Annotated in this window: 18 protein-coding genes; 7 read left to right on the top strand and 11 right to left on the bottom strand. The window is 33.2% G+C overall.

What is annotated here, in order from left to right; genetic code table 11:
- Positions 1-33: 33 nt before the first annotated feature.
- The gene (locus tag ACWVCY_RS00910) at positions 34-399 is read left to right on the top strand and encodes a DUF302 domain-containing protein (RefSeq protein WP_455139535.1); all 366 of its coding nucleotides are present in this window, start codon (positions 34-36) and stop codon (positions 397-399) included.
- Positions 400-431: 32 nt separating this feature from the next.
- Here ACWVCY_RS00910 and ACWVCY_RS00905 read toward each other — a convergent pair whose 3' ends face one another.
- Positions 432-971 (bottom strand): YkgJ family cysteine cluster protein, encoded by a 540-nt coding sequence (locus ACWVCY_RS00905; RefSeq protein WP_455139533.1) that lies wholly within the window; start codon positions 969-971, stop codon positions 432-434.
- Positions 972-1,117: 146 nt separating this feature from the next.
- On the opposite strand from ACWVCY_RS00905, the gene ACWVCY_RS00900 reads away from it, so the two are divergent.
- Entirely contained in the window at positions 1,118-1,666 is a 549-nt protein-coding gene (locus tag ACWVCY_RS00900; protein WP_455139531.1) for a GNAT family N-acetyltransferase, read from the top strand.
- Between the two features lie 25 nt (positions 1,667-1,691).
- Here the strand turns inward: ACWVCY_RS00900 and ACWVCY_RS00895 are convergent, their stop codons facing one another.
- The 7 genes from ACWVCY_RS00895 to ACWVCY_RS00865 all read right to left on the bottom strand — a co-directional run bounded on the left by ACWVCY_RS00895 (position 1,692) and on the right by ACWVCY_RS00865 (position 9,010).
- Positions 1,692-2,258: a nitroreductase family protein gene (locus tag ACWVCY_RS00895; RefSeq protein ID WP_455139529.1), complete on the bottom strand. Its 567-nt coding sequence runs from the start codon at positions 2,256-2,258 to the stop codon at positions 1,692-1,694.
- 201 nt (positions 2,259-2,459) lie between these two features.
- Positions 2,460-3,803, bottom strand: coding sequence for an SLC13 family permease (locus tag ACWVCY_RS00890; RefSeq protein WP_455139527.1), 1,344 nt, complete (start codon positions 3,801-3,803; stop codon positions 2,460-2,462).
- Between the two features lie 302 nt (positions 3,804-4,105).
- Positions 4,106-4,579: a roadblock/LC7 domain-containing protein gene (locus ACWVCY_RS00885; protein WP_455139525.1), complete on the bottom strand. Its 474-nt coding sequence runs from the start codon at positions 4,577-4,579 to the stop codon at positions 4,106-4,108.
- A gap of 245 nt (positions 4,580-4,824) precedes the next feature.
- Complete coding sequence (locus ACWVCY_RS00880) at positions 4,825-5,343, bottom strand: CBS domain-containing protein (RefSeq protein ID WP_455139523.1); 519 nt, start codon at positions 5,341-5,343, stop codon at positions 4,825-4,827.
- 201 nt (positions 5,344-5,544) lie between these two features.
- Positions 5,545-6,579, bottom strand: coding sequence for a 2-oxoacid:ferredoxin oxidoreductase subunit beta (locus tag ACWVCY_RS00875; RefSeq protein WP_455139521.1), 1,035 nt, complete (start codon positions 6,577-6,579; stop codon positions 5,545-5,547).
- Complete coding sequence (locus ACWVCY_RS00870) at positions 6,579-8,474, bottom strand: 2-oxoacid:acceptor oxidoreductase subunit alpha (protein ID WP_455139519.1); 1,896 nt, start codon at positions 8,472-8,474, stop codon at positions 6,579-6,581. The genes ACWVCY_RS00875 and ACWVCY_RS00870 overlap by 1 nt, the downstream gene beginning before the upstream one ends.
- 59 nt (positions 8,475-8,533) lie before the next feature.
- Positions 8,534-9,010, bottom strand: coding sequence for a CBS domain-containing protein (locus ACWVCY_RS00865; protein ID WP_455139517.1), 477 nt, complete (start codon positions 9,008-9,010; stop codon positions 8,534-8,536).
- A 483-nt stretch (positions 9,011-9,493) separates the two neighbouring features.
- On the opposite strand from ACWVCY_RS00865, the gene pyk reads away from it, so the two are divergent.
- The 3 genes from pyk (at position 9,494) to ACWVCY_RS00850 (ending at position 15,875) form a co-directional block, all read left to right on the top strand.
- Positions 9,494-10,960, top strand: a complete 1,467-nt coding sequence (gene pyk, locus ACWVCY_RS00860; RefSeq protein ID WP_455139515.1) for a pyruvate kinase — start codon at positions 9,494-9,496, stop codon at positions 10,958-10,960.
- Between the two features lie 322 nt (positions 10,961-11,282).
- The gene (locus tag ACWVCY_RS00855; RefSeq protein WP_455139513.1) at positions 11,283-13,523 is read left to right on the top strand and encodes an AAA family ATPase; all 2,241 of its coding nucleotides are present in this window, start codon (positions 11,283-11,285) and stop codon (positions 13,521-13,523) included.
- Entirely contained in the window at positions 13,524-15,875 is a 2,352-nt protein-coding gene (locus ACWVCY_RS00850) for an AAA family ATPase (protein ID WP_455139511.1), read from the top strand.
- A 23-nt stretch (positions 15,876-15,898) separates the two neighbouring features.
- Here ACWVCY_RS00850 and ACWVCY_RS00845 read toward each other — a convergent pair whose 3' ends face one another.
- The 3 genes from ACWVCY_RS00845 to asnS all read right to left on the bottom strand — a co-directional run bounded on the left by ACWVCY_RS00845 (position 15,899) and on the right by asnS (position 19,465).
- Complete coding sequence (locus tag ACWVCY_RS00845) at positions 15,899-16,564, bottom strand: Zn-ribbon domain-containing OB-fold protein (RefSeq protein ID WP_455139509.1); 666 nt, start codon at positions 16,562-16,564, stop codon at positions 15,899-15,901.
- Position 16,565: 1 nt separating this feature from the next.
- Positions 16,566-17,837, bottom strand: a complete 1,272-nt coding sequence (locus ACWVCY_RS00840; RefSeq protein WP_455139507.1) for a thiolase C-terminal domain-containing protein — start codon at positions 17,835-17,837, stop codon at positions 16,566-16,568.
- Positions 17,838-18,157: 320 nt separating this feature from the next.
- A complete protein-coding gene (asnS, locus tag ACWVCY_RS00835) occupies positions 18,158-19,465 on the bottom strand; it encodes an asparagine--tRNA ligase (RefSeq protein ID WP_455139505.1) in 1,308 nt (435 codons plus the stop codon).
- Positions 19,466-19,713: 248 nt separating this feature from the next.
- Here asnS and ACWVCY_RS00830 point away from each other — a divergent pair, with 248 nt between their 5' ends.
- The gene (locus tag ACWVCY_RS00830) at positions 19,714-20,646 is read left to right on the top strand and encodes a UbiA family prenyltransferase (RefSeq protein WP_455139503.1); all 933 of its coding nucleotides are present in this window, start codon (positions 19,714-19,716) and stop codon (positions 20,644-20,646) included.
- A 186-nt stretch (positions 20,647-20,832) separates the two neighbouring features.
- Positions 20,833-21,265 (top strand): hypothetical protein (locus tag ACWVCY_RS00825; protein ID WP_455139501.1); only part of this gene is annotated, 433 nt, incomplete at its 3' end.

Below are 21,265 nucleotides of genomic sequence, written 5' to 3'. Positions count from 1 at the left end.
TAAATGGTTGAAATATTACGGAAAGAAGTGTCTATGAATTTTGATGAAGCTGTAAAACTTGTAGAAAAAGTTCTGAAAGCTGAAGGTTTTTCAGTATTATTGATCAAAAATATCGATGAGGTAATTAAAAGTAAATTGGGATTGAATTATTACCCTCGTTATACCACGATTCTTGCTTGTAGTGCGGATCTCGCAAAAATGGCATTAGATATATCAAAGGATGTTGGAACGTTATTTCCTTGTTCATTTGTTGTTTATGAAGAGGATGGAAAAATAATTATCGCCCACATCTCAATTATGAAAGCTTCTGTTGAATTGAATAATGTTACCTCTGAAGTAATGGCTCCGGTAATTAAAAAAACCAGTGAATATATACAAGCAGTATGGAAAAAGATATAAATTTAAATCCAACTCTTCTTCCTTTTTTTGCTTTAATAATCAATAAACCATCGGTCATTTCGGATACGATTAAACATCTCACTATCCAAAATCATAGTTTTTAATAACTGAGGAACAGTATTACAATATTTTAAAAATTTTATACAATCTTTTATATAATTATTAATACTTATTCCTTTAACTCCAATTCCATGGCAAACTGTTGCATTTTTTGAAGGAATTTTCATTTTTAAAGAAGGTTCAAGTGTAATTACAATTCTCTTTTCAACAATTAAAGGAAAATAAGGATAGATTCGACATCTGAGAGGTTTATTTTCATGGATAGAACAGAAGTAGCTATTATATTGAGATTTCTCAAAAAAGAAACACCTATTCGCATCTATAGGATTTTTTTTGGCTTGATATGTTCCCATTGGAGTCTTCATCAAATTTGGTAATATTAAGTCAGGCAATGAAGATAATTCGTCTGGTAAGAAATATGTATATCCACAGCATTCTTGACATCCCTTTATACAGGAAAATCTAACAAATTTTGATACCCAAGAGAAATCTAATATATAAGGGCTTTTCAATGCTGTTTCTAAAGTAATTTTGTAATTATTCTGATTATTGGAGGAAAAAATAGTAACTTCCTTTCTGTTTTATCTACTCTTTGAAAGAGAATGGATACTAAAATATTTTAATTATTATATATGGATATTTGGATTAGGAATTTATTATGGACATAACTATTCGGGAATACCAGTCTTCTGATTGGGAAGAAGTAAAACTCTTAATAATTGAAGCTGAAAATTTTGGTCCCTCAATGGTAAAAAGTGAAAAACAAAGGATTGAATTTTATTTACAGGTACCTGTTAAAGGGATCACTTTTGTGGTTGAGAATAAAGAGAAGGTATCAGGAGGTGAGGAGGGGATGGAGGAAGTTTTACAGACATCTATTCTCGGGTATAGTATAGTAGATTATTTCGGAAAAAGTGCTTTTATTTTATCATTAGTAGTGAAAAAAGAATGGAGAGGAAAAGGAATTGGAAGAGAATTAATAAATTTCATTAAAAATTATGTTCGAGACCAACAGCAGTTTGATATTCTAAGAGGTTTTGCGGATGATCGATATTTTGGTGTTCATTCATTTCTTTTAAAGCAAGGTTTTAAGACTTGTGGCTATATTATCCACGATCTAGAATTAAATCAAGGTACAATCCATTATGTCATTCATCTTAGAACAGAAAAAGATGAAAAAGAAAAAGATACGTTTATTTCAGGGTAACTGACAAAAAATCCATTCTTTTTAATTAACCAAATCGGTTAAAATAAAGAAATTCATCCAAAGCTTTTCGTGCTGGTCTTTCTCTCTCATTTTTTTTCTGGTTTTCACTAAAATCATCAGGAATTTTTTCAGTTTTTTTCCCAATGCCAATAAGAACCACGATTTCCATATCCTCTGGTATCCCTAGGACTTCTTTCGCCTTTTCCGGATTAAAACCTGCCATAGGATGAGCAACTAAATTATTTTCAGTTAAAAATAAAATCAAAAAAGCAGTTGCTAAGCCTGTATCAAATAGATAATATTTTCTTTCCTTTTTAGGGCCTATTTCACAATCAAGCTCAGTTTTAGTTACAACTGCAATTACTGCACTGGAATTACGGTTCCAAACCTTATTTCCCGAAGACATTGTTTCCACAATCGCTGAAAGATGGTTTGGCTCTTGAATGATTACATAGTTCCATGGCTGTTTATTCATACAAGACGGAGCTAATTGAGCTAATCTTGCAGCTTCTTTGAAAAGAGTTTCTGGAATGGTTACTTTTTCAAAGGCTCTATAGGCTCTTCTTTTTTTGATAAGATTAGCTATATCCATTACATTCACCTAGGATGATACTGTTGAATTATGTTGCTTTTTTACAATTTAGTATTAAATCTTCAGTTATAAAAAAATTATACCATATAAGTTGCCTAAGTATTAAAGGGAAAATAATTTTCCTCAGCTTTATCAGTTCTTTAAACTATAAAAACTTTTAGATTATTTTAATTATAAAGAAGGTTTTTCTATGTAATTAGGTCATTGAAATACAACTAATAAAAAGAAAATATAGAATGCCATTGATATTAGATGAATCATTGTTATAATAACCCCATATTTTAAAAAATCTGTAAATTTTAAGGCCATTCCATGCTTAGCTGCATTTTCCATTATATAGATACCTTTTACACTACTAATTAGAAATAAAGAGTCTGTAATATTAACAACAGCAAGAATAGACCACCAAATGATACGGGGGTCGATTTTTTGGCTGATTAAATCAATTAATGGTCTTAATAAGAATATTAAGGGAATATTTTCTATAATACTTGTAAGAAGTCCCAAAATATAGCTAAACCCAAGGATTCCAAAAAATGGGGAGAAATGAAAAAGATCTTCCATAGGGGTTTGTAGAAGAATAGCTATATTAGTATCTTGAATCAATCCTGAAATAATGAATACCCCTGTCAAAAAAAAGATCATTGACCAATCAATTTTCTTTAAAAATTCTTCAATGTGATTTGAAAAGAAAATTAGAACAAACATTCCACCTGTTAAACAAATTATATCCACACTCAATCCAAATGAAGTACCAATGGATAATAAAATGGAAATAACTAAAAAAATTGCAATAGCTCTATAAAAATGTTTTCTTGAATCCACAAAACTCCAAGGATCAATTGTTTGCAAAATACGATTAAGTTGTCTACCAAAATTATGTTGTTTTATTGAAATCTCTTTGAATATATCTCTATAGAAATAACGGGTGAAAAAAATTGTAATTCCAACCATTAATCCCACAAACGGCAAACTTAGGATGAGAAAATCAAAATAACTCCAACCCTGTGTTAAAGAAACATATGCTGAAGTATAGGAAGCAATTGGTGTTAGCATTCCCGCAAGATTTGCCACAACTAATTCTAAGAATAATAATGGTTTAGCATCAAATTCTGCAACCTCTGCTATCAATATGGTTATAGAAGAGATGATTACTAGGGCCAAAACATTTGTCATGACAGCTGACATGATAAATATGCTGAGAGCAAGAATTACCATTAATACATTGAAGGATCCTTGAATTGTACGTAGGATATAAAGAATAAAAACCTCCACAATCCCTGATTTCTGTAGCATTTCCATAATCAAAGTTATTCCAATAATGGTAAGGATCAATGGTAAGTCGATCCAATTGTAGATAATTTCAAACTTATCAATCACCCCAGTTACCATTGATATAATTAAAGCAATTATAACTCCACTAAATGTGATTGCAACTTTATTGAATTTTTCAGATGCAATCAAGATTAGAACAGCTAGAAAGAGCACAGTTAAAAGAATTCCAGTCTCAAAATTAACAGATTCTTGTGAAAGAATGTTGAACAACGGAATTCTCTCCTTTATTGTTTAATTAATCCTTTTATTATTTAAAATAATTATGAATCTATAAGTATTAAACAGATTTAAAAACTTAAGAAACTAATCATTAATCTTAAAGTCTGTAATAAAAACATTATTATGAGCTCTAAATTTATGAAGATTCTTGATGGAAGTGAGGGGGAATTAGTGAGCTGGTTTTATACTGACAATAATCGAGAATGGGTATTAAAGAGCAAAATCCAAAAATTAGCTGAAAAAAACCCTCCTAAATGAATTAGATCACACAGGAATGGCCATTGGGAATTAATTCAATCAAAAGAAAGTTCATTTAATATTGCATCCAACTCTGAATCAGAGAGAAATCCTTCTTTTAAGCAAACTTCTTCTTGTTTTCTTTCAATTTTTTGAGATTGATAATACAATTCAAGTTGCTTAGAAATACTATCACTAATTTTCTCCATAGCAGCACGAAGTTGCTTTATTGGTGTTGATGTATGAGTAATTACTATTAGAACATAGGTTTTTGAAATGCCATATAGACAGAGATTACCATCGCTAAAAATAGTTTGACTAAATCCTAATTCCCCCAGTTTGACTGATGCCATCCCAAGATACAAAGCTGTAGAAATTGAAGCAATACCTTCGAAGTCAGTTGTATCTTTTTCTTTGCTGATTTTAGCCAGAACTAATCCTGTTGAATCAGACACCATAATTTGTTTTAATCCGTGTACTGATTTCATAACATCCATTAACAAAGCGTTAATGCTTAGAGATATATCCATTCTAATTCAAATTCCTTATGAGGTTCGTATTTAAGAAGATTTAGAAATAAAATCAATTTATTAATAATAAGAGAAAAAATTAACTTGAGAATTATGAGAATAAAAGAGCTTCAACAGTTCTTAGTCTTACTAGAATATGGATGTTATTCGTTCGAGAATAACAAGATTCATTTGTTTCAAAAATAAAAATGACCTACAGATTTCATCCCTGATCTTACTAATTTAATATTAGATTTAAGTAAAACTTACTTTTTTAATTCTAATTCTACTATATATTCCAAGATATCTCGGATATTGATTACTCTTAATGGGTCATTATCGATTATTGCATACGTATAACCTCCCACTTCCATATAATGTAATGCATCTACAACAGAATCACTGGGTTTTAAAATCTCGGGTTTTTTTAACATTGCTTCTTTTATAGGGATGGCTAATTTTGGAGGAAATTCATTGCAAACTCTCTTTAAAAATGATCTTTCTGTAAATATCCCTTCTATAGAATCCCCTTCCATGATGACAACTGAACATTTTTTATTTTCAAGCATTATCTTGATAATATCTTTGACACTTCTATCGGGGGAAACTAAGAGGGCAATTGAATTTTCTTTTCCCACCTTCTCGAGCTTATCTTTTAAAATTGCTTTTTCAATCTTAGAATTTGTAACTGGTTTATGAACTTCAAAGCGTGTTAAAGAGGTTTTACAATTTTCACATAAGTCAGAACCCTTTATATTCTCATAACCACAAGCAGGACATATCACGTAAATTACTTCCTCTAAATATCTACTATATGAGTCTTTTAAATATAATCTTAGGTAAATTTGTAGTTTTTTATTTGATTTGTTGAGCTTATAATTATCTACATTATTACATTAAATTTTTATTTGAGATTTAATATTTCCCTGAAAATCTCTCTTATATGATTCATATTACCCATTCTTTTGCTAAGAAAATAGGAATTCCTATGTTACTGACCAAGTTTCATCACCATTGATCAGTTCTTGTAGAGATTTTGTAACGGACTTCTTTGCTTCATCTAATTGTTGTTCCAACATTTCATTATAGGTAGGTTTCTCAATAGCACGAAATATCCCAATCGGTTCTGGGAATGTTGGATATTGCATTCTTGATAAAAAGAAAGCAAGAGTAGATTCTTTGGCATTTTCATCATGATATAACAAGTCTGTTTCTTCAAAACCTGCTTCCTTATAATTGATAACTTTGGGAGTTAATCCATGTAGAAAAATACCTTTCTCACGGTTCTTACCAAATACCATTGGTTTACCATGCTCTAGTTCGAGAATATAGTCATCGCGCATCTCTTTATCTGTTGCATATCTGAAAGTGCCATCATTAAATATTACACAATTCTGATATATTTCAACAAAAGCTGTTCCTTTATGTTCAGCTGCACGCTGCAGAACTTTTTGCATATGCATTCCATAAGTAGCTTCTGTTCTTGCAATAAATGATGCTTCAGCCCCTAATGCCCAAGATATTGGATTAACTGGATAATCTATTGATCCTTGTGGAGAAGATTTTGTTCGAATCCCTTGTTTTGATGTCGGAGAATATTGACCTTTAGTCAAGCCATAGATTTGGTTGTTAAACAAAATTATCTTTATATCAACATTCCTTCTAATTGCATGCATGAGATGGTTTCCTCCAATACTCAAGCCATCACCATCACCAGTAATAACCCAAACTGAAAGTTCAGGTCGACTACATTTAAGACCTGTTGCAATCGTAGGGGCTCTTCCGTGAATTGTATGCATTCCGTATGTATTTAAGTAGTAAGGAAACCTAGAACTGCACCCAATTCCACTAATAAAAACAATATTTTCCCTAGGGATGCCTAAAGACGGAAAAATCTTTTTCATATTAGCCAATATCGCATAATTTCCACATCCAGGACACCATCGTACGTCTAAACCTGAATCAAAGTCCTTTGGAGTAAGTATTGGTAATATATCTTGTGGTTTGTCTGTATCACTCATTATAAATCACCATTAAGAATACTATCAATTTTCTCAATAATTTCTTTTACAAGAAACGGTCTTCCCTGGGTTTTATTAAGGCCGATAGTTTCTATTGAATATTTTGCTTGAATTAAAAATTTAAGCTGCCCTCTATTCAGTTCGGGAATTAAAATCTTCTTGTAAGATTGTACAATCTCTTCTAAATTCCGTGGAAAAGGATTTATATATCTCAAATTTGTATTCGCTACAGAATATCCTTGCTGTCTCATTTTTTCCGCTGCAATTTGCACTGCACCATTAGTTGAACCCCAACTAAGTACAAGTAAATCGCCTTCTGCTGGTCCTTCTATATTTTGCCTTGGTATATCTTCTGCAATTTTTTCTATCTTTTCTGATCTTAACTTAACCATTAGCTCATGATTTTCAGGATCATAGCTTACATTTCCTGTTTTGTCTTCTTTCTCTAAACCACCAATGCGATGTTCTAATCCTTTTATTCCTGGAATTGCCCAAGGTCGTGCTAAGTTTTCATTTCTGATATAAGGAAGAAAGTGATCAGCTATGTCAAACGATTCTTTTGTTGGGTGATCAATCTTTAGGCTAGGAATTTGGTTAATATCAGGGATTTTCCATGGATCAATATTGTTTGCCATATAACCATCAGATAACAATAATACAGGAGTCATGAATTTTGTAGCTATTCGAATAGCTTCAATTGCCATATAAAAACAGTCTCCAGATGACTGTGGTGCAAGAACTGGCAAAGGAGATTCACCATTTCTTCCATATATCCCTTGTAATAAGTCTGATTGTTCTGTTTTTGTTGGCATCCCTGTACTTGGTCCAGCACGTTGGACATTAACGACTATAATAGGTAGTTCTGTTATTACTGCCAATCCTAAGGCTTCGCTCATAAGGGCAAAACCTGGTCCTGATGTTCCTGTTACACCAATAACCCCTCCGAAAGCTGCTCCTATTATTGAACCAATCGCAGCTATTTCATCTTCAGCTTGAAATGTTCGGATTCCATATCCATGATAGCGAACTAAATCATGGAGAAGATCACTAGCCGGGGTTATTGGATATGCGCCATAAAAAACTTCCTTTTTTACAATCTGAGCAGCTGTTACAAAGCCTAGCGCAAGAGCTTGATTTCCAGAAATGTATCTATATAACCCTGGTTCCATTTTAGCCTTTGGTACTTGATATTGAACAGAAAAAAGTTCAGTAGTTTCTCCGTAATAGTATCCTGCTTTTAATGCTAGAGTATTTGCTTCAATGATGGCAGGTCGTTTGTTAAATTTATCTTGAATCCATTCTATTGTTGATTCTAAAGGTCTGTTATAAAGCCATGATAATAATCCTAAAGTATAGAAATTTCGTGTTAGATTGATTTGCTTATTGGTTAGGCCCTCTACTTTATGAACTGCTTCGTAATTCAATTTAGTTATATCTAAACTAAATACCCGATATTTGTCAAGAGATCGATCTTTCAAGGGATTTAAAGAGTAACCAGCTTTAGATAAGTTTTTAGGTGTAAATGTAGACTCATCTATAATTATAATGCCATTTGGTTTTAAATCTTTTATGTTTACTCGTAAAGCAGCTGGATTCATCGCTATTAAAGCGTCTAAATCATCACCAGGAGTAGAAATTTTAGTTGAAGAAAAATGAATCTGAAATCCAGACACACCTGCAAGCGTACCTGTAGGAGCACGAATCTCTGCAGGAAACTCTGGGAAAGTAGAGACATCATTTCCAAAAATAACTGATGCCGAAGTAAATTTTAGGCCTGCTAACTGCATCCCATCTCCACTATCTCCAGTAAAACGAATAACAGCTTGAGGTAATGTTTCAGTCGATTTTGAAGTGGTAGATTCACGTTCTTCATGAGTTTCTTGGATTTCTTCCATTAATTCACACCAAATATTCTATATATTAACAGTAAATCAGAGATTTTGTTATATATCTATCAAGCTCCCTCTCTTTGATCTTGAGGTGGTTGAGATGGCGAAATCGTATATACTGATTCAGCAATATACTCAACTAGATAAGAAATGAAATCACGTGCGGAAACAATTCCTATCAGTTTTCCTTCTTCTACAATTGCTAAGTGCTTAAATGTAGTTTTATATAACGTTAATACAATTTCAGCAATAGACTCACGGCATTCTATTGTTTTGAAATTTGTTTTCATAATTGATTTCGCAGAATCATCTTCAGTAAATTTATTTTCTCCAAAACAGCGAAGAATATCTCTTTCAGTTATTATTCCTAATAAATTCTTATCATTATCTAATATAGCCACATAACCAGTCCATTGAGACTGTAAGGCTATAATTGCATCACGAATTGTCGCATCTTCAGATATTGAATTAATTTCTCTTCGAATTAAACGTTTACAGTCTTCTTTTCTAAAAATAGAAATCAGATAATCTTCTTTCGTCATTTTATTCACAAGCTTAATAGTTTTCCTTTTATGCTTTAATGAGTCTCTTTAAATGCTTTCAAATAGTTTATTGTTTCTATTCTTTTTTTATTGAATAAGATTGATTTATAATTAACTATTGCTTTATCTTTGGCTAAATCTGGATGGATTTGTCAATCATATTATTAATAATGATTCATCTTCTTTTTAATTAAACAAAATCTAGGTTTGTGACCTTGAAATAATGGATAAGAGATAAATTGGTTTCAGGGCAGTAATATGATTAGTATTATCATTTTGGAATAGTATTTTAATTCTTGAAAAGCCTTTTTTTACGAAAATTTTAGGTAAGAGATATAAAGAGCTTAAAATCTGCATAAAGCTTTGATTAGGTCTTTCTCGAGAAATTTTCATTAAGTGTTAATGACTATTCTCAAGGAAAAAGAAATGAAACCAAAATTTTTTATTTAAGTTAGAATTATATTTTTTAAGGTGGAAAATCGAATGGTAACTCGGACTAAAATTGTTTGTACCATCGGCCCTGCTTCTGAGAAAATTACGGTATTAAAAAAGCTTGTTGACGCTGGAATGGATGTTTGTCGACTTAATTTTTCTCATGGTGCTCATCCTGATCATTTGGAGAGATACGAAAGGATAAGAGCAGTTTCAGAAGATTTAGCGGTTTTAATTGATTTATGTGGACCAAAAATACGAACAGGTGAAGTAGTTGAGGGAACGATACTAGAGGCAGGACAGAAACTTCGGATTTCAAAGGTAATAGGATTAGAAGGGAATTCTGAAGTTATATCCACGAATTATCCACCATTAATTGATGATGCCAAGGTAGGAAATCATCTTGCAATTGATGATGGTTTACTGCAACTTGTGGTTACTAAAAAAACTGAAAATGAACTTATCTGTAAAGTTGAATATGGTGGAGAGTTAAAGTCTCGGAAAGGGATAAATGCTCCAGATGTTCCACTTTCATTGTATTTTCCAACTCAGAAAGATTATGATGATATTAGTTTTGTATGCAGAAAGTTTGAAGACCCTGCTGATTATATTGCCGCATCATTTGTTCGAAGAAAAGAAGATATTCTTGCAATTAAGGAAAAATTAACGGAATATAACTCACCAATAAAAATTATTAGCAAAATAGAAAATAGAGACGGAATAAAAAATTTTGATGAGATTTTGAAAGTTTCTGATGGGATCATGGTCGCTAGAGGTGATCTTGGAATTGAAATTCCTTCAGAACAAGTACCACTAGTTCAAAAACAATTAATCCGTAAGTGCAACTCTTTAGGTAAACCTGTCATTGTAGCGACTCAGATGTTGGATTCCATGACATATAATCCCCGTCCCACTAGAGCTGAAGTATCTGATGTCTCAAATGCTATAATTGACGGTGCTGATGCTGTCATGCTTTCTGGTGAAACTGCTGTTGGGAAATATCCTGTTGAGACTGTTAATTTCATGGAACGAATCTTAAAAGAAATAAACATAAATCATCAACTTTTCAAAGGTCGGACAGTTGAATGGACTGGTGATGAACCTTCAGGTGCAGAGGTTCTCGGTCGTGCTGCCCACTTAATCAGTGACGCTAGTTCATTAGATATAAGTGCAATAGTGACCAGTACGCGAACAGGTTCGACTACAAATCTTATAGCTAAATGTAGACCTTCTAAGCCAATTATTGCAGGAACCCCCTATAAAAGCATTAAACGTCAATTGAATTTAATCTGGGGAGTTTATCCAATATTAGTCGATGTCACACCCTCTTATAACGAATTATTATATGAAATTGTGTTAAAAGCCCATGAACAGGAATTACTTAACCCTAAAGACACAATATTAGCAGTTGGAGGATCATTATTAGGATTTCCCTCAAAAACTAATCAAATTCAAATTTTAAAAGTTGAAGATGTTCTATTATTTGGCCAACAACTAAAACGTACCATTTTAGAATAAATAATTCTATTTCCTGATTTTTTTTTTATTATTGAATTGAGAATCGTAAGGATAAATCACTTCTTATATCTTCTAAAGCATAATTCATTGATTTTAAAAGGGAAAATTTATTTCTTAAATATTCACTAGTAATTAAATTATCATAACATATGTTGAAGTGAAGACAAAAACTAGTGATTCAGTTATATTAACTGCTGAACAATTTATTAATATTAAAATAACTAAAACTCCGTTCATAAGACTAGATCACCTTATTCAGGTATCAGAGGTTAGTTTTAGCTTTTTTAATTTGTTTTAAAAATCAAAATAGGTCGGAAAATAAATGATAATCGCAACTATAGCAGATGGTTATCACGAAGATTATGCTAAATCAGTGGGACGAATCGCTGAGAAGTATATTACTGATTTGGGTCTTAATATTGATGAAATTGTCGAAATAATTAATGGTGATAAAAGATTAGGTGTAATATTAAGGCCAAAGGAAGAAATCATCGAAAATAGCCGATCTAAATCTAAGTTTCCACATACAGAAAGAAGACACCCAAAAGGCAAAAATGAAGTAATCCTTCATCTTAATGGATTTTTAAGAGCACATTTGAATATTGGTATCGGACAAAAGGTTAGAATTGACAAATTAACATGTCCAGAAGCAGAGAAAGTTATTATTTCTCCTTCTTCAGTTGAGGATAAACCAAAAATCTACATTGATTTCTTAATGAATCGTCCTGTAGTTCGGGGCCAGATATTAGAGCTTCAAAATAAATTGGGTTATGATTTACGAGTGGGAATCCTCTCAACTACCCCACCTGGTATTGTATTCATTGGTGAGAATACTGATGTTCGAATCACCCATGAACCAGCAAGAGAACTAATCGAAGATTCGGATATAATCACTTGGGATGATATCGGGGGTACAAAGGAAGCATTAGCTCGATTGAGAACTTTAGTTGAGTATCCTTTACGTTATCCTGAAGTTTTTCAGATGTTGGACATAGATACACCTCATGGAATCCTTCTCACAGGTCCTCCTGGAATAGGAAAAACCTACCTTAGTAAAGCGATTGCGTGTGAATCAGGGGTAACAAGATTTTTTGTTATGGCTCCTGAGTACGTAAAGGGGTGGTGGAATACAGAACAAGAAATTGAAAAGTATTTCAAACATATTAAGAACTATGAACCCGCTGTTTTAATTATTGATCAAATAGAAGTACTTGCTCCTTATCCTGGATCAAATATTTCTGATTTAGAGAAAAGGTTAACAGATCAGCTAATAAAGAGCTTTGATAAGCATATTACTAATAGTAAAATTATTGTTATCGGTACAACACAAAATGCAAGCAATTTAAATCCTTCGCTACGGGTTTATGGTCGATTTGATGTTGAATTAAATCTACAAGTCCCTAATGCTACTGATAGATACGAAATTTTATCAATTCAAACGAGAGGGATTCCTTTAAGAGACGTTTCTCTTCATGAAATTGCTGAAACGACTGGAGGATTCACTCCCGCTGATTTAGAATTATTAGTTAAAGAAGCAGGAATGAGAGCCCTCGAACGTGAGAACCTTCTCAACCTTGATTTTGAAACCCAAATAGATGATTTAGTAAGAACAAGTTATCCCAAAATTGAGATTTCTCAAGATGATTTCTTAATCGCGCTTTCCTCTATTAAACCATCTGCGAGTCGTGAAATCACATTTCAAATTCCTGATGTGAGATGGGACGATATTGGGGGGCTTGAGGAGGTCAAACAATCTCTAAAGGAAATGATTGAATGGCCTATTAAATATCCAGAAATTTTTACGCAGATGGGGATTCGTTCTCCAAGAGGTGTGTTATTATATGGCCCTCCAGGTACTGGGAAAACTCTTCTGGCTAAAGCTTTAGCTAATGAAATTCAAGCTAATTTTATCGTTGTAAAAGGGCCTGAGCTTCTATCAAAATGGTTTTCTGAAAGTGCTAGACTAATTCGTGACCTTTTCAAGCGAGCTAGGCAACTGGCACCTTGTATAGTGTTTTTTGATGAAATTGATGCCATAGCTACCCATCGGGGAGGAAGTTTCCCAAGTGAAGGATCCCGAGAGAGGGATAGAATCATAAATCAATTACTTGCTTCACTTGATGGAGTTGAAAAATTAAATGGAGTCTTTGTTGTAAGTGCAACAAATCGACCAGATACAATAGATCCAGCCCTTCTTCGTCCTGGAAGGCTGGATCGTTTAATATATGTCCCTGTTCCTGATGATATTGGTCGTTTAAAAATCTTAGAAGTCCATACTCGACGAATGAATCTCGAAAAAAATGTAGATCTTAATGCCTTAGCGTTTAAGACCGAAAATTACACAGGTGCAGATATAGAGAATCTTTGTCGTGAGGCAGCTTTTGCAGCACTTCGAAAAAACCCATCCATTCGTTCTGTATCTATGATGGATTTTGAAGAAGCTTTAGACATCTGTAGACCAAGTGTTAACCGTGATGTTATTGATTATTATCGAGTACAGGAAGAATTGATGAAGAAAAAACGAACAATAGAATATTCTTATTTTAAGGAGGAGTTTGGGTAAATGGTTGTTTGTGAGTTATATGAACCTCTGAAAAGTGATTACGGGAAACGAATTATCAAACTTCCCAATGAAGTATTCAAATTATTAGGAATAGAAGAATTCGATATCGTGGAAGTAATTTCTGGATCTAAGAGGATTGGGGTTCATGCTCTTATTGATCATACACTAGTAAAAACGTCAAAAGAATTTCTGAATGGAATATCTCAGCCTGTACCGAAGAAAGATGACAAATCCCAAGAAAAAGACTTACCTACACCAAAGGGATTACCATTTCAAGGTTATGAGATAGATAGAAGTGACCTATATCCAGCTCGTTTAGATGGTGAAGTAAGATTATCACTAAACCTTGGTTTAAATGACCTAATTGAGGTCGATACGATTCTTACACCTATTAAAGCAAAAAGGGTCTATTTTAGTGTGCTAGGAAGAGCTCCAAATGAATTAACAGATGAAGAGAAAGAACTTTTATTTAAAGAATTAAGTAAACAGAAAAAAATTGGTCCATTATCTCCTGGCCTTGTACTTGGTATTCAAATTGCATTTAAAGAGGAAAAAGTCTTAATTCAAGCTACCGAGCCAGATGGAATTGTCTCAGTTACATCAAAGACTGAATATGAATTACTTGACACTTTTCTCTCTTCAAGATCAATGAAAACTGAAAAAATTAGTTATGAAAATATTGGAGGTCATGAAGAAGTTATTTTTCGCATTCGTAAGCTTGTAGAGATTCCAATTAAAAAACCCGAGGTATTTTCATCAATAAATCTTGTTCCTCCTTCAGGGATACTTCTCACTGGACCTACAGGGGTTGGAAAGACTTTATTGCTTAAAGCAGTTGCTAATGAGTCTAGAGCTAAAATCATTGAGCCTCCATCAAATTTATTTGCTGGTGTAGGACCTACAGAAAAGAATATAAGAGATTTATTCAAAAATGTCAAAATTGAGTCACAAAAAAATCCTATACTTTTAATATTAGATAACATTCATTCTATGATTCCTGCTCCTTATATTAATATCCCTGAATATGTCCGTCGCTTTAATGTTCAATTTGCATTAGGTTTGGATTCGTTAAAGGGTTCACGCGTTATTGTTTTGGCAGCATGTCATAGTGCGGATGAAGTGGATCCAATCATGCGAAGACCAGGACGATTTGATCTTGAAGTAGAATTAACAGTCCCAACAATAAGAGAGCGATTTATTATTTTATCGATTCATCTTCGACATGTACCGTTAGACAAAAAAGTGACTTCTGAAGTTCTAGAAAGATTTGCTAATAGAATGGTGGGTTACGTTGGAGCTGATATAGCATCCTTCGTAAAGGAAGCTTGTTTACATGCTGTAAGTAGGAATACATCTCTGTTCAGTGAATGGTCAACAATTCCTCCTTTCCTCCTACGTCTGATTAAAGTGAATATAGGAGATTTGGAAGAAGCATTTAAAGTAGTAGAACCATCAGCACTTCGTTCTATCCATTCAAAAATAGATATTCCTAATGTTAAATGGGAAGATGTTGGTGGATTAACCGAAATTAAAAAAATACTCCAAGAACAGATTACATTGCAATTTAGGAATCCTGAAATATTACAAGAAATGGGTATAAAACCTTCTCATGGGCTTTTATTTTATGGCCCACCTGGTAATGGAAAAACACTGCTGGCAAAAGCTATTGCAACTGAATTACAAGCAAATTTTATTTCTGTGAAAGGTCCAGAGTTATTAAGCGTTTGGTTTGGGGAATCAGCTAAAATAATTCGTGAATTATTTAATCAGGCACAAAAGCTTTCCCCTTGTATTATCTTTTTTGATGAAATAGATGCTATGGTTCCTAGAAGAGGAGTTGATAGTACTGAAGGTGGAAGAGAAATTGATGCAACTGTAAATCAACTATTGACATTATTAGATGGTATGGAAAATACACAAGGTATATTCGTAATGGGGGCTACAAATCGTCCCAATGCACTCGATCCTGCACTTCTCCGACCTGGGAGACTTGATCGCTTAATCCTCGTTCCATCTCCAGACGAAATTAGTCGAGAAGAAATATTAAAAGTTCATACTAGAAATATTCCTATTAAAGCTGATAAAGTTAAACTATTACAAGAAATGGCAAACTTAACGGAGAATTATAGTGGAGCTGATCTAGAAAACCTTTGTCGCGAAGCTGTGCTTACTTGTTTAAGAGAAGATTTTAATCAAAGAGAAGTTCAATATATCCATTTTGAAACTGCACTTAAAAAAGTTAGTCCTAGTGTAGATCCTGAATTACAACAATTCTATAAGAATTTTGCTACTGAAATAAATATTCAAAGAAATTTATTGTCGTCTATTCGAAAAGAATTAACTTATCAGTAGAGTGAAGGTAAAAAGAAGGGTAATTAAAGGGTTTTTACCCATTTATAGACAGGTTCACAGAGCAATTTGATTCGTTCTTTTTCTTCTGTCATTGGCCCAGAGGTCCATGATGAATCAGGTTCAAACCAAAAGTCAATTAAATTGCCAACGCGATCTTCTTTAGAAGCAAATTTAATAATTACAGGCATATTAGTCTCAGTATGCCATGGTTCTTTAATATGAAGGATGTTGGCAATGGCTGTTTTACTATCTCCTACAAGAACATAAGCTAATACAAAAGGAAGTTTTTTCAATGCACTCTTAGCAGCAAATCCGCACACAGTCCAAGCATGCAATTTCCCTTTTTTAGGCATTTCAACCCAAGTAGTTTTTTCTAAATTACAATCAAGATTCCAACAATTTACTCTTGGAGGAAAAGTTATGTCACCACAGATAGGACATTTAGTACCAAGTAATTTTCCTTCCAAAAGTCCAATAGCATATGGACTTAAAGTGCCTAATCTGAATGTATAGAGCATATCATAGTAAATCTGTTGTTCCATCCATTGTGCTCCTCCCGCTTTTCCTGTTCTAATGTTTTGCCAAACCCAACCTTTTTCAGGAATCTCATTTTGAATATTTTTCCATGCATTCCATTGAAATTCTTTATTGAATGGAGTAGGATGTAAATCATCTGATGTTTTTTTCATCTTAAACCCTCCTAAAAACGAAGTTACTAATACTTGTACCAGTCCCCGCATGACTATTGACAAGTCCTATTTCTGCATCCACTACCTCATTTTCAGTTGATTTGTGTTCTCTTGGAATAAAACCAGCAAGTTGATAATAACATTCAATAGCAGACATTAAACCTGTTGCTCCAACAGGGTGACCATATCCTATTAAACCACCACCTGGATTTGTGGGTATTTTACCCTCCATCATTGGCATATTATTACGCAGAAACTCTTTTGGAGTCATACTCTGACACCATCCTAATGCATTATAAATCTGAACTTCAGAGGTTGAGAAAGCATCATGTACTTCCGCGACATCAATGTGTTTATATGAATCTTTCCAAGGGATACCTGCCATATCGAAAGCAATTTCAGCAGAGCGCCTACAAGCACCAAATTCTCCCAATCCTGGATATCCCTCTCCATAACGTTGAGTCCATCCGGGAAAATTATATCGATCTCCTGCGCGTATAGTACATGAAGATAATCCTGCTCCTACTATTTCAACTGTGTGGTCTGGAGCATAACGATTGGCAAATTTTTCATTGCATACTAGAATTACTGCTGCACCTTCTGACATAAAACAACAATCAAGTTTTTTTAGAGGATAAGCAATGAGGCGTGAATTCATTATATCATCAATGGTCATTTTTCGACCAACTTGTCGAAAATGCTGAGTTTTTTCACCAGTAGCCATAGCATTATTTTTATTTTTAGCAGCAACCTTGGCAAAGTCTTCTTCAGTTAATTTATGGTCTTCCATAAATACTCTTGCTAAACCTGCATAATAATTGGTATAATTAGCTCCAAGCATTGCCTCATATCGTGTATCTGAGGCGATAGCAATAAGTTCAGATCCCTTAGACTGAGAGACACTAGCCATTAATTCATATCCAATAACAGGAACTACATCAGCTAATCCTGCTCGAACCAAGGCATAAGCAGCATATAAAGCTGATCCACCTGTATTTCCACCATTGTCAATACGAAAATGGGGAACTCCAACAAGTCCCAAGTGATCATGTAAAATCCAATAGGCTGTTAATTGATGGCTAAAATGAACTGAAAAATGTGAATAGACGACCATTCCATGATCTCGTACATCTCTGAGGTGAAATTCATAGTTTGTATCTTTGTATAGTTGACGGATACAGTTTGCTGTCATTTCCTCAATCTGTAAATTAAGAGGATAATCAAATGGAGTTGTTGTTCCTCCAGCAATGAATACTTTTTGCTGTTCTGGCATATTAATTCCCAATTGATTTTTTTTATCTTAATTACTTGTGTATCTATAACAATTATAGATTTAGGGGTAAAAATACAAAATAGAACCTAGATAATCGGTCTATTCTTTATGAATAAAACCCGATATACACTTGAACATCATCTGATAATCCTTTTAAATTCACCCATAATACCAACAAGATACTATAAATCCTCGTGTAATTTCACAAATACTTCAAATCTGTAAAATTATCTTGTACAGATCAAATCTATGCAAGAGGATTTTAGATTTCTAAAAAAGATAAAAGGCTTTTGAAAAGAATTTCTTTTCTATTACCTTAATTAAGGGGTTGCCCTATTAATCAATCTTGGATATAAGCAAGCATCACGAATATGCTCTAGGGAAAGTATCGCTTGAACAAGACGTTCTAAACCTAACCCAAATCCTGAGTGTGGGACCGAGCCATATTTTCTTTGATCTGTGTACCAATAATAAGTGTTCAGATCAAGGCCTTCTCTTTTATAGCCAGCTACTAATCTTTCTAAATCATCCTCTCGTTGTGAACCACCTATGATTTCACCAACACCAGGGAGTAAAAGATCGGCAGCATTCATTATTTTTGGGTTTTCAGTATTAACTTTCATGTAGAAAGGTTTCATTCCAAGAGGAAAATGAGTTAGAAACGTTGGTTTATTAATAGTATCAACTAAAGCACGTTCTGGTCCTTCCGTAATATCATCCCCATATTCTAAAAACTCACCTGTTTCACCTTTAATATTAAATTCTCTCAAAAGCTCGATGGCTTTATGATAACTGACTCTTTCAAAAGGCTTTATTGGAACTTGAAGGTTTAAGTTAAATTTCTTAATAAGAGGATTTGGAATTAGAAATTCATAAACATGGATAATCATATCTTCCATAAATTCAAGTAGATCATCAAATTCAAACCAAGCCATTTCGGCTTCAATATGGGTGTACTCAGTTAAATGCCTCCGTGTACGTGATTTTTCTGCACGGAAGGATGGTAAAACACAGAAAACATTCTCAAAACTGGGTAAGAGGGTTTCAAGATATAACTGACTAGATTGAGTAAGATAGGCTTCTTGATCAAAATATTTGAATGAAAAAAGAGTTGATCCTCCTTCAACCTGCGTTTGAACTATGGTAGGAGGAGTAACTTCTGTAAAGTTTCTTTGAAAAAAGAATTCCCGTAAACTTCGAGTTACCAAGTCTCGGACTCGGATAATATCTGAAGTTCGTTCTCCTCGTAATACTAAATGTCTTTTATCAGCCAAAACTTGAGGCCCTGAATCTGGACGAATTTCATATTCCAATTCTGGTGAAGCAATGTTGATAACTGGTCTGATTGAGGATAATTGTAGCTCAATACCATTGTAGGGAGCACGTACATCCTTTTTTATTTTTCCTGTGGCATTTACTGCTGTTTCTCTCGTCAAATTTTGAGCAAGAGTATAACCATCTTCTTCATTAAATGCTTCTAGTTTGGCTACTGCTTGAACGTAACCCGAAGAGTCTCGAATTACGAAAAATATCAATTTGCCTTGATGACGAACATGATGAAGCCACCCACGAATGTTAACTGAATATCCTATTTTTTCTGGTAGCTTACTTATGGGTATAAAGTCCATTTAGTTGATCCTCACCAATTTAAGGTCAAGACTAGCTCTACTTTGGACATAATCTTAAGTTTGATTGAACTGATGATTAAATTTATAATAAAATCAATGAAGTGTTATTATTTAGAAAGTTTGTAATATTAACTATTATGAACTCAGATAAAATGGTTGGTAGGAAAACACAAATTTAACCATTTTTTCGGATAGGTTGATTAGTTGATAAAGAAAAATTCAATAGAGAGTATTTTGGTGGATTTTTATTGGATACTAAAAAATTTTTAAAGGCACATTTAGATTTATTTCGTTATACGTTAGGAATTTTAAGTTCGCTTGCAGTTCTTGCAGCAGGTTTTATAGTATATGTACTTAATGGTGCTACACCAGATTTTTTGACATTTATCTTTAATAATGGTGTAATTGAGATTTCAGGATTAATTCTTGGGTTAATTGCCACTATTCTATTGACATTTGCAATTGAATCGATAAATGACTACTTTGATGTTAATACGGATATTGCAAACAAGCGGTTTGACCGTCCTTTAGCACGTGGTGATTTAAATCGACAATATGTCTTATTTTTTTCTAGTATTTTATTCTTGATTTCATTGTTTTTAATTGCATTTTTGGTGTTATATTATAATGTTACACCCTTTCTGTTCTTATTTACCTGCTTTTGTGTTTTCATTGGAATTGGATATAATTATATAAAAACGACAGGCTTTATTGGGAACATCTGGGTCTCGATTGGATATGTTGCGCCTCTTTTTATTGGATTTTTTTTATTAAAGCCAAATGAAGAAGTATCCTTGTATACTTGTTTAATAATCATACTCACTAGCTTTTTCTTAGCTACAGGACGTGAAATTGTAAAGGACATTCAAGATTATGAGGGTGATCGTCAATCTAATCTTAATTCATTAGCTGTAAGAATTGGTCCTCGCAAAGCAGGAGTTATAGCAAGCTTTCTTTTTGTATTAGTCTTCCTCTGTGGATTTTTGGTCGGATTTTTTGTTTATAAAAATATTATTTTTTGGTTATTTTGGTTATGTATTATGTTAATCCTTGGTTTGACCATTTATACAATTATGACTGAAGAACCAGCTATCGGTGGGAAAAAAACGCGTAAATATACACGATGGAGTTTATGGTGGTCATTAGCAGCGTTTTTTTTAGGAGTTATGTTTATTCCTTGAAAACCTGTTCATTGTTCTATTATTTTTTAATTTTCGATTTTTACTAGAGGAGAATTATAAACAGGTTAAAATGAGAGGGATTTGTCATTTTATACATATTTCCAATTGTTTCTCTTAAAAAATTGCATTATACCCTAATGATTTATAATCATAAATGAAATCATGCAATATGGAGTTATTATATTGATGGATAAAGATCAAGCAGTTAATTCTAAAATCACTATTAGGGATGTATTATATCCTTTTGCAATTTTATTATTAATGCTCTCTATTTTCGATTTAAGTGCTAATCTAGCTAATTCAGGGATTTTACTTGCATTAATTCAGGGGATAATTGTTATGTCTACTGAGGATGATATTACCATTCTTAACCTTGTATTAAACATTATTGCTCAAATTGGGGCCACAGCTATCTTCTTATTTCTTTATAGAAGTCAAAAAATAGAAGTAGAAGAGAAGAAGGCGATTCCTGCCCCCTATTTAGCGTTAATTCCAATTCTCTTCTCAATGCTTGAAGCTATTAGTTTTGTCTTGGTAATTCTTTTAACACCTTTTGGACCTGTTATCAGTGCTTATGAGGATATTTTACCATCTCCTACCCTTTTATATAATCCATTAT

Source organism: Candidatus Hodarchaeum mangrovi (assembly GCF_975850365.1).
Note: the sequence above shows the minus strand (reverse complement) of the source record. Positions and strands in the feature narration are given on the sequence as shown.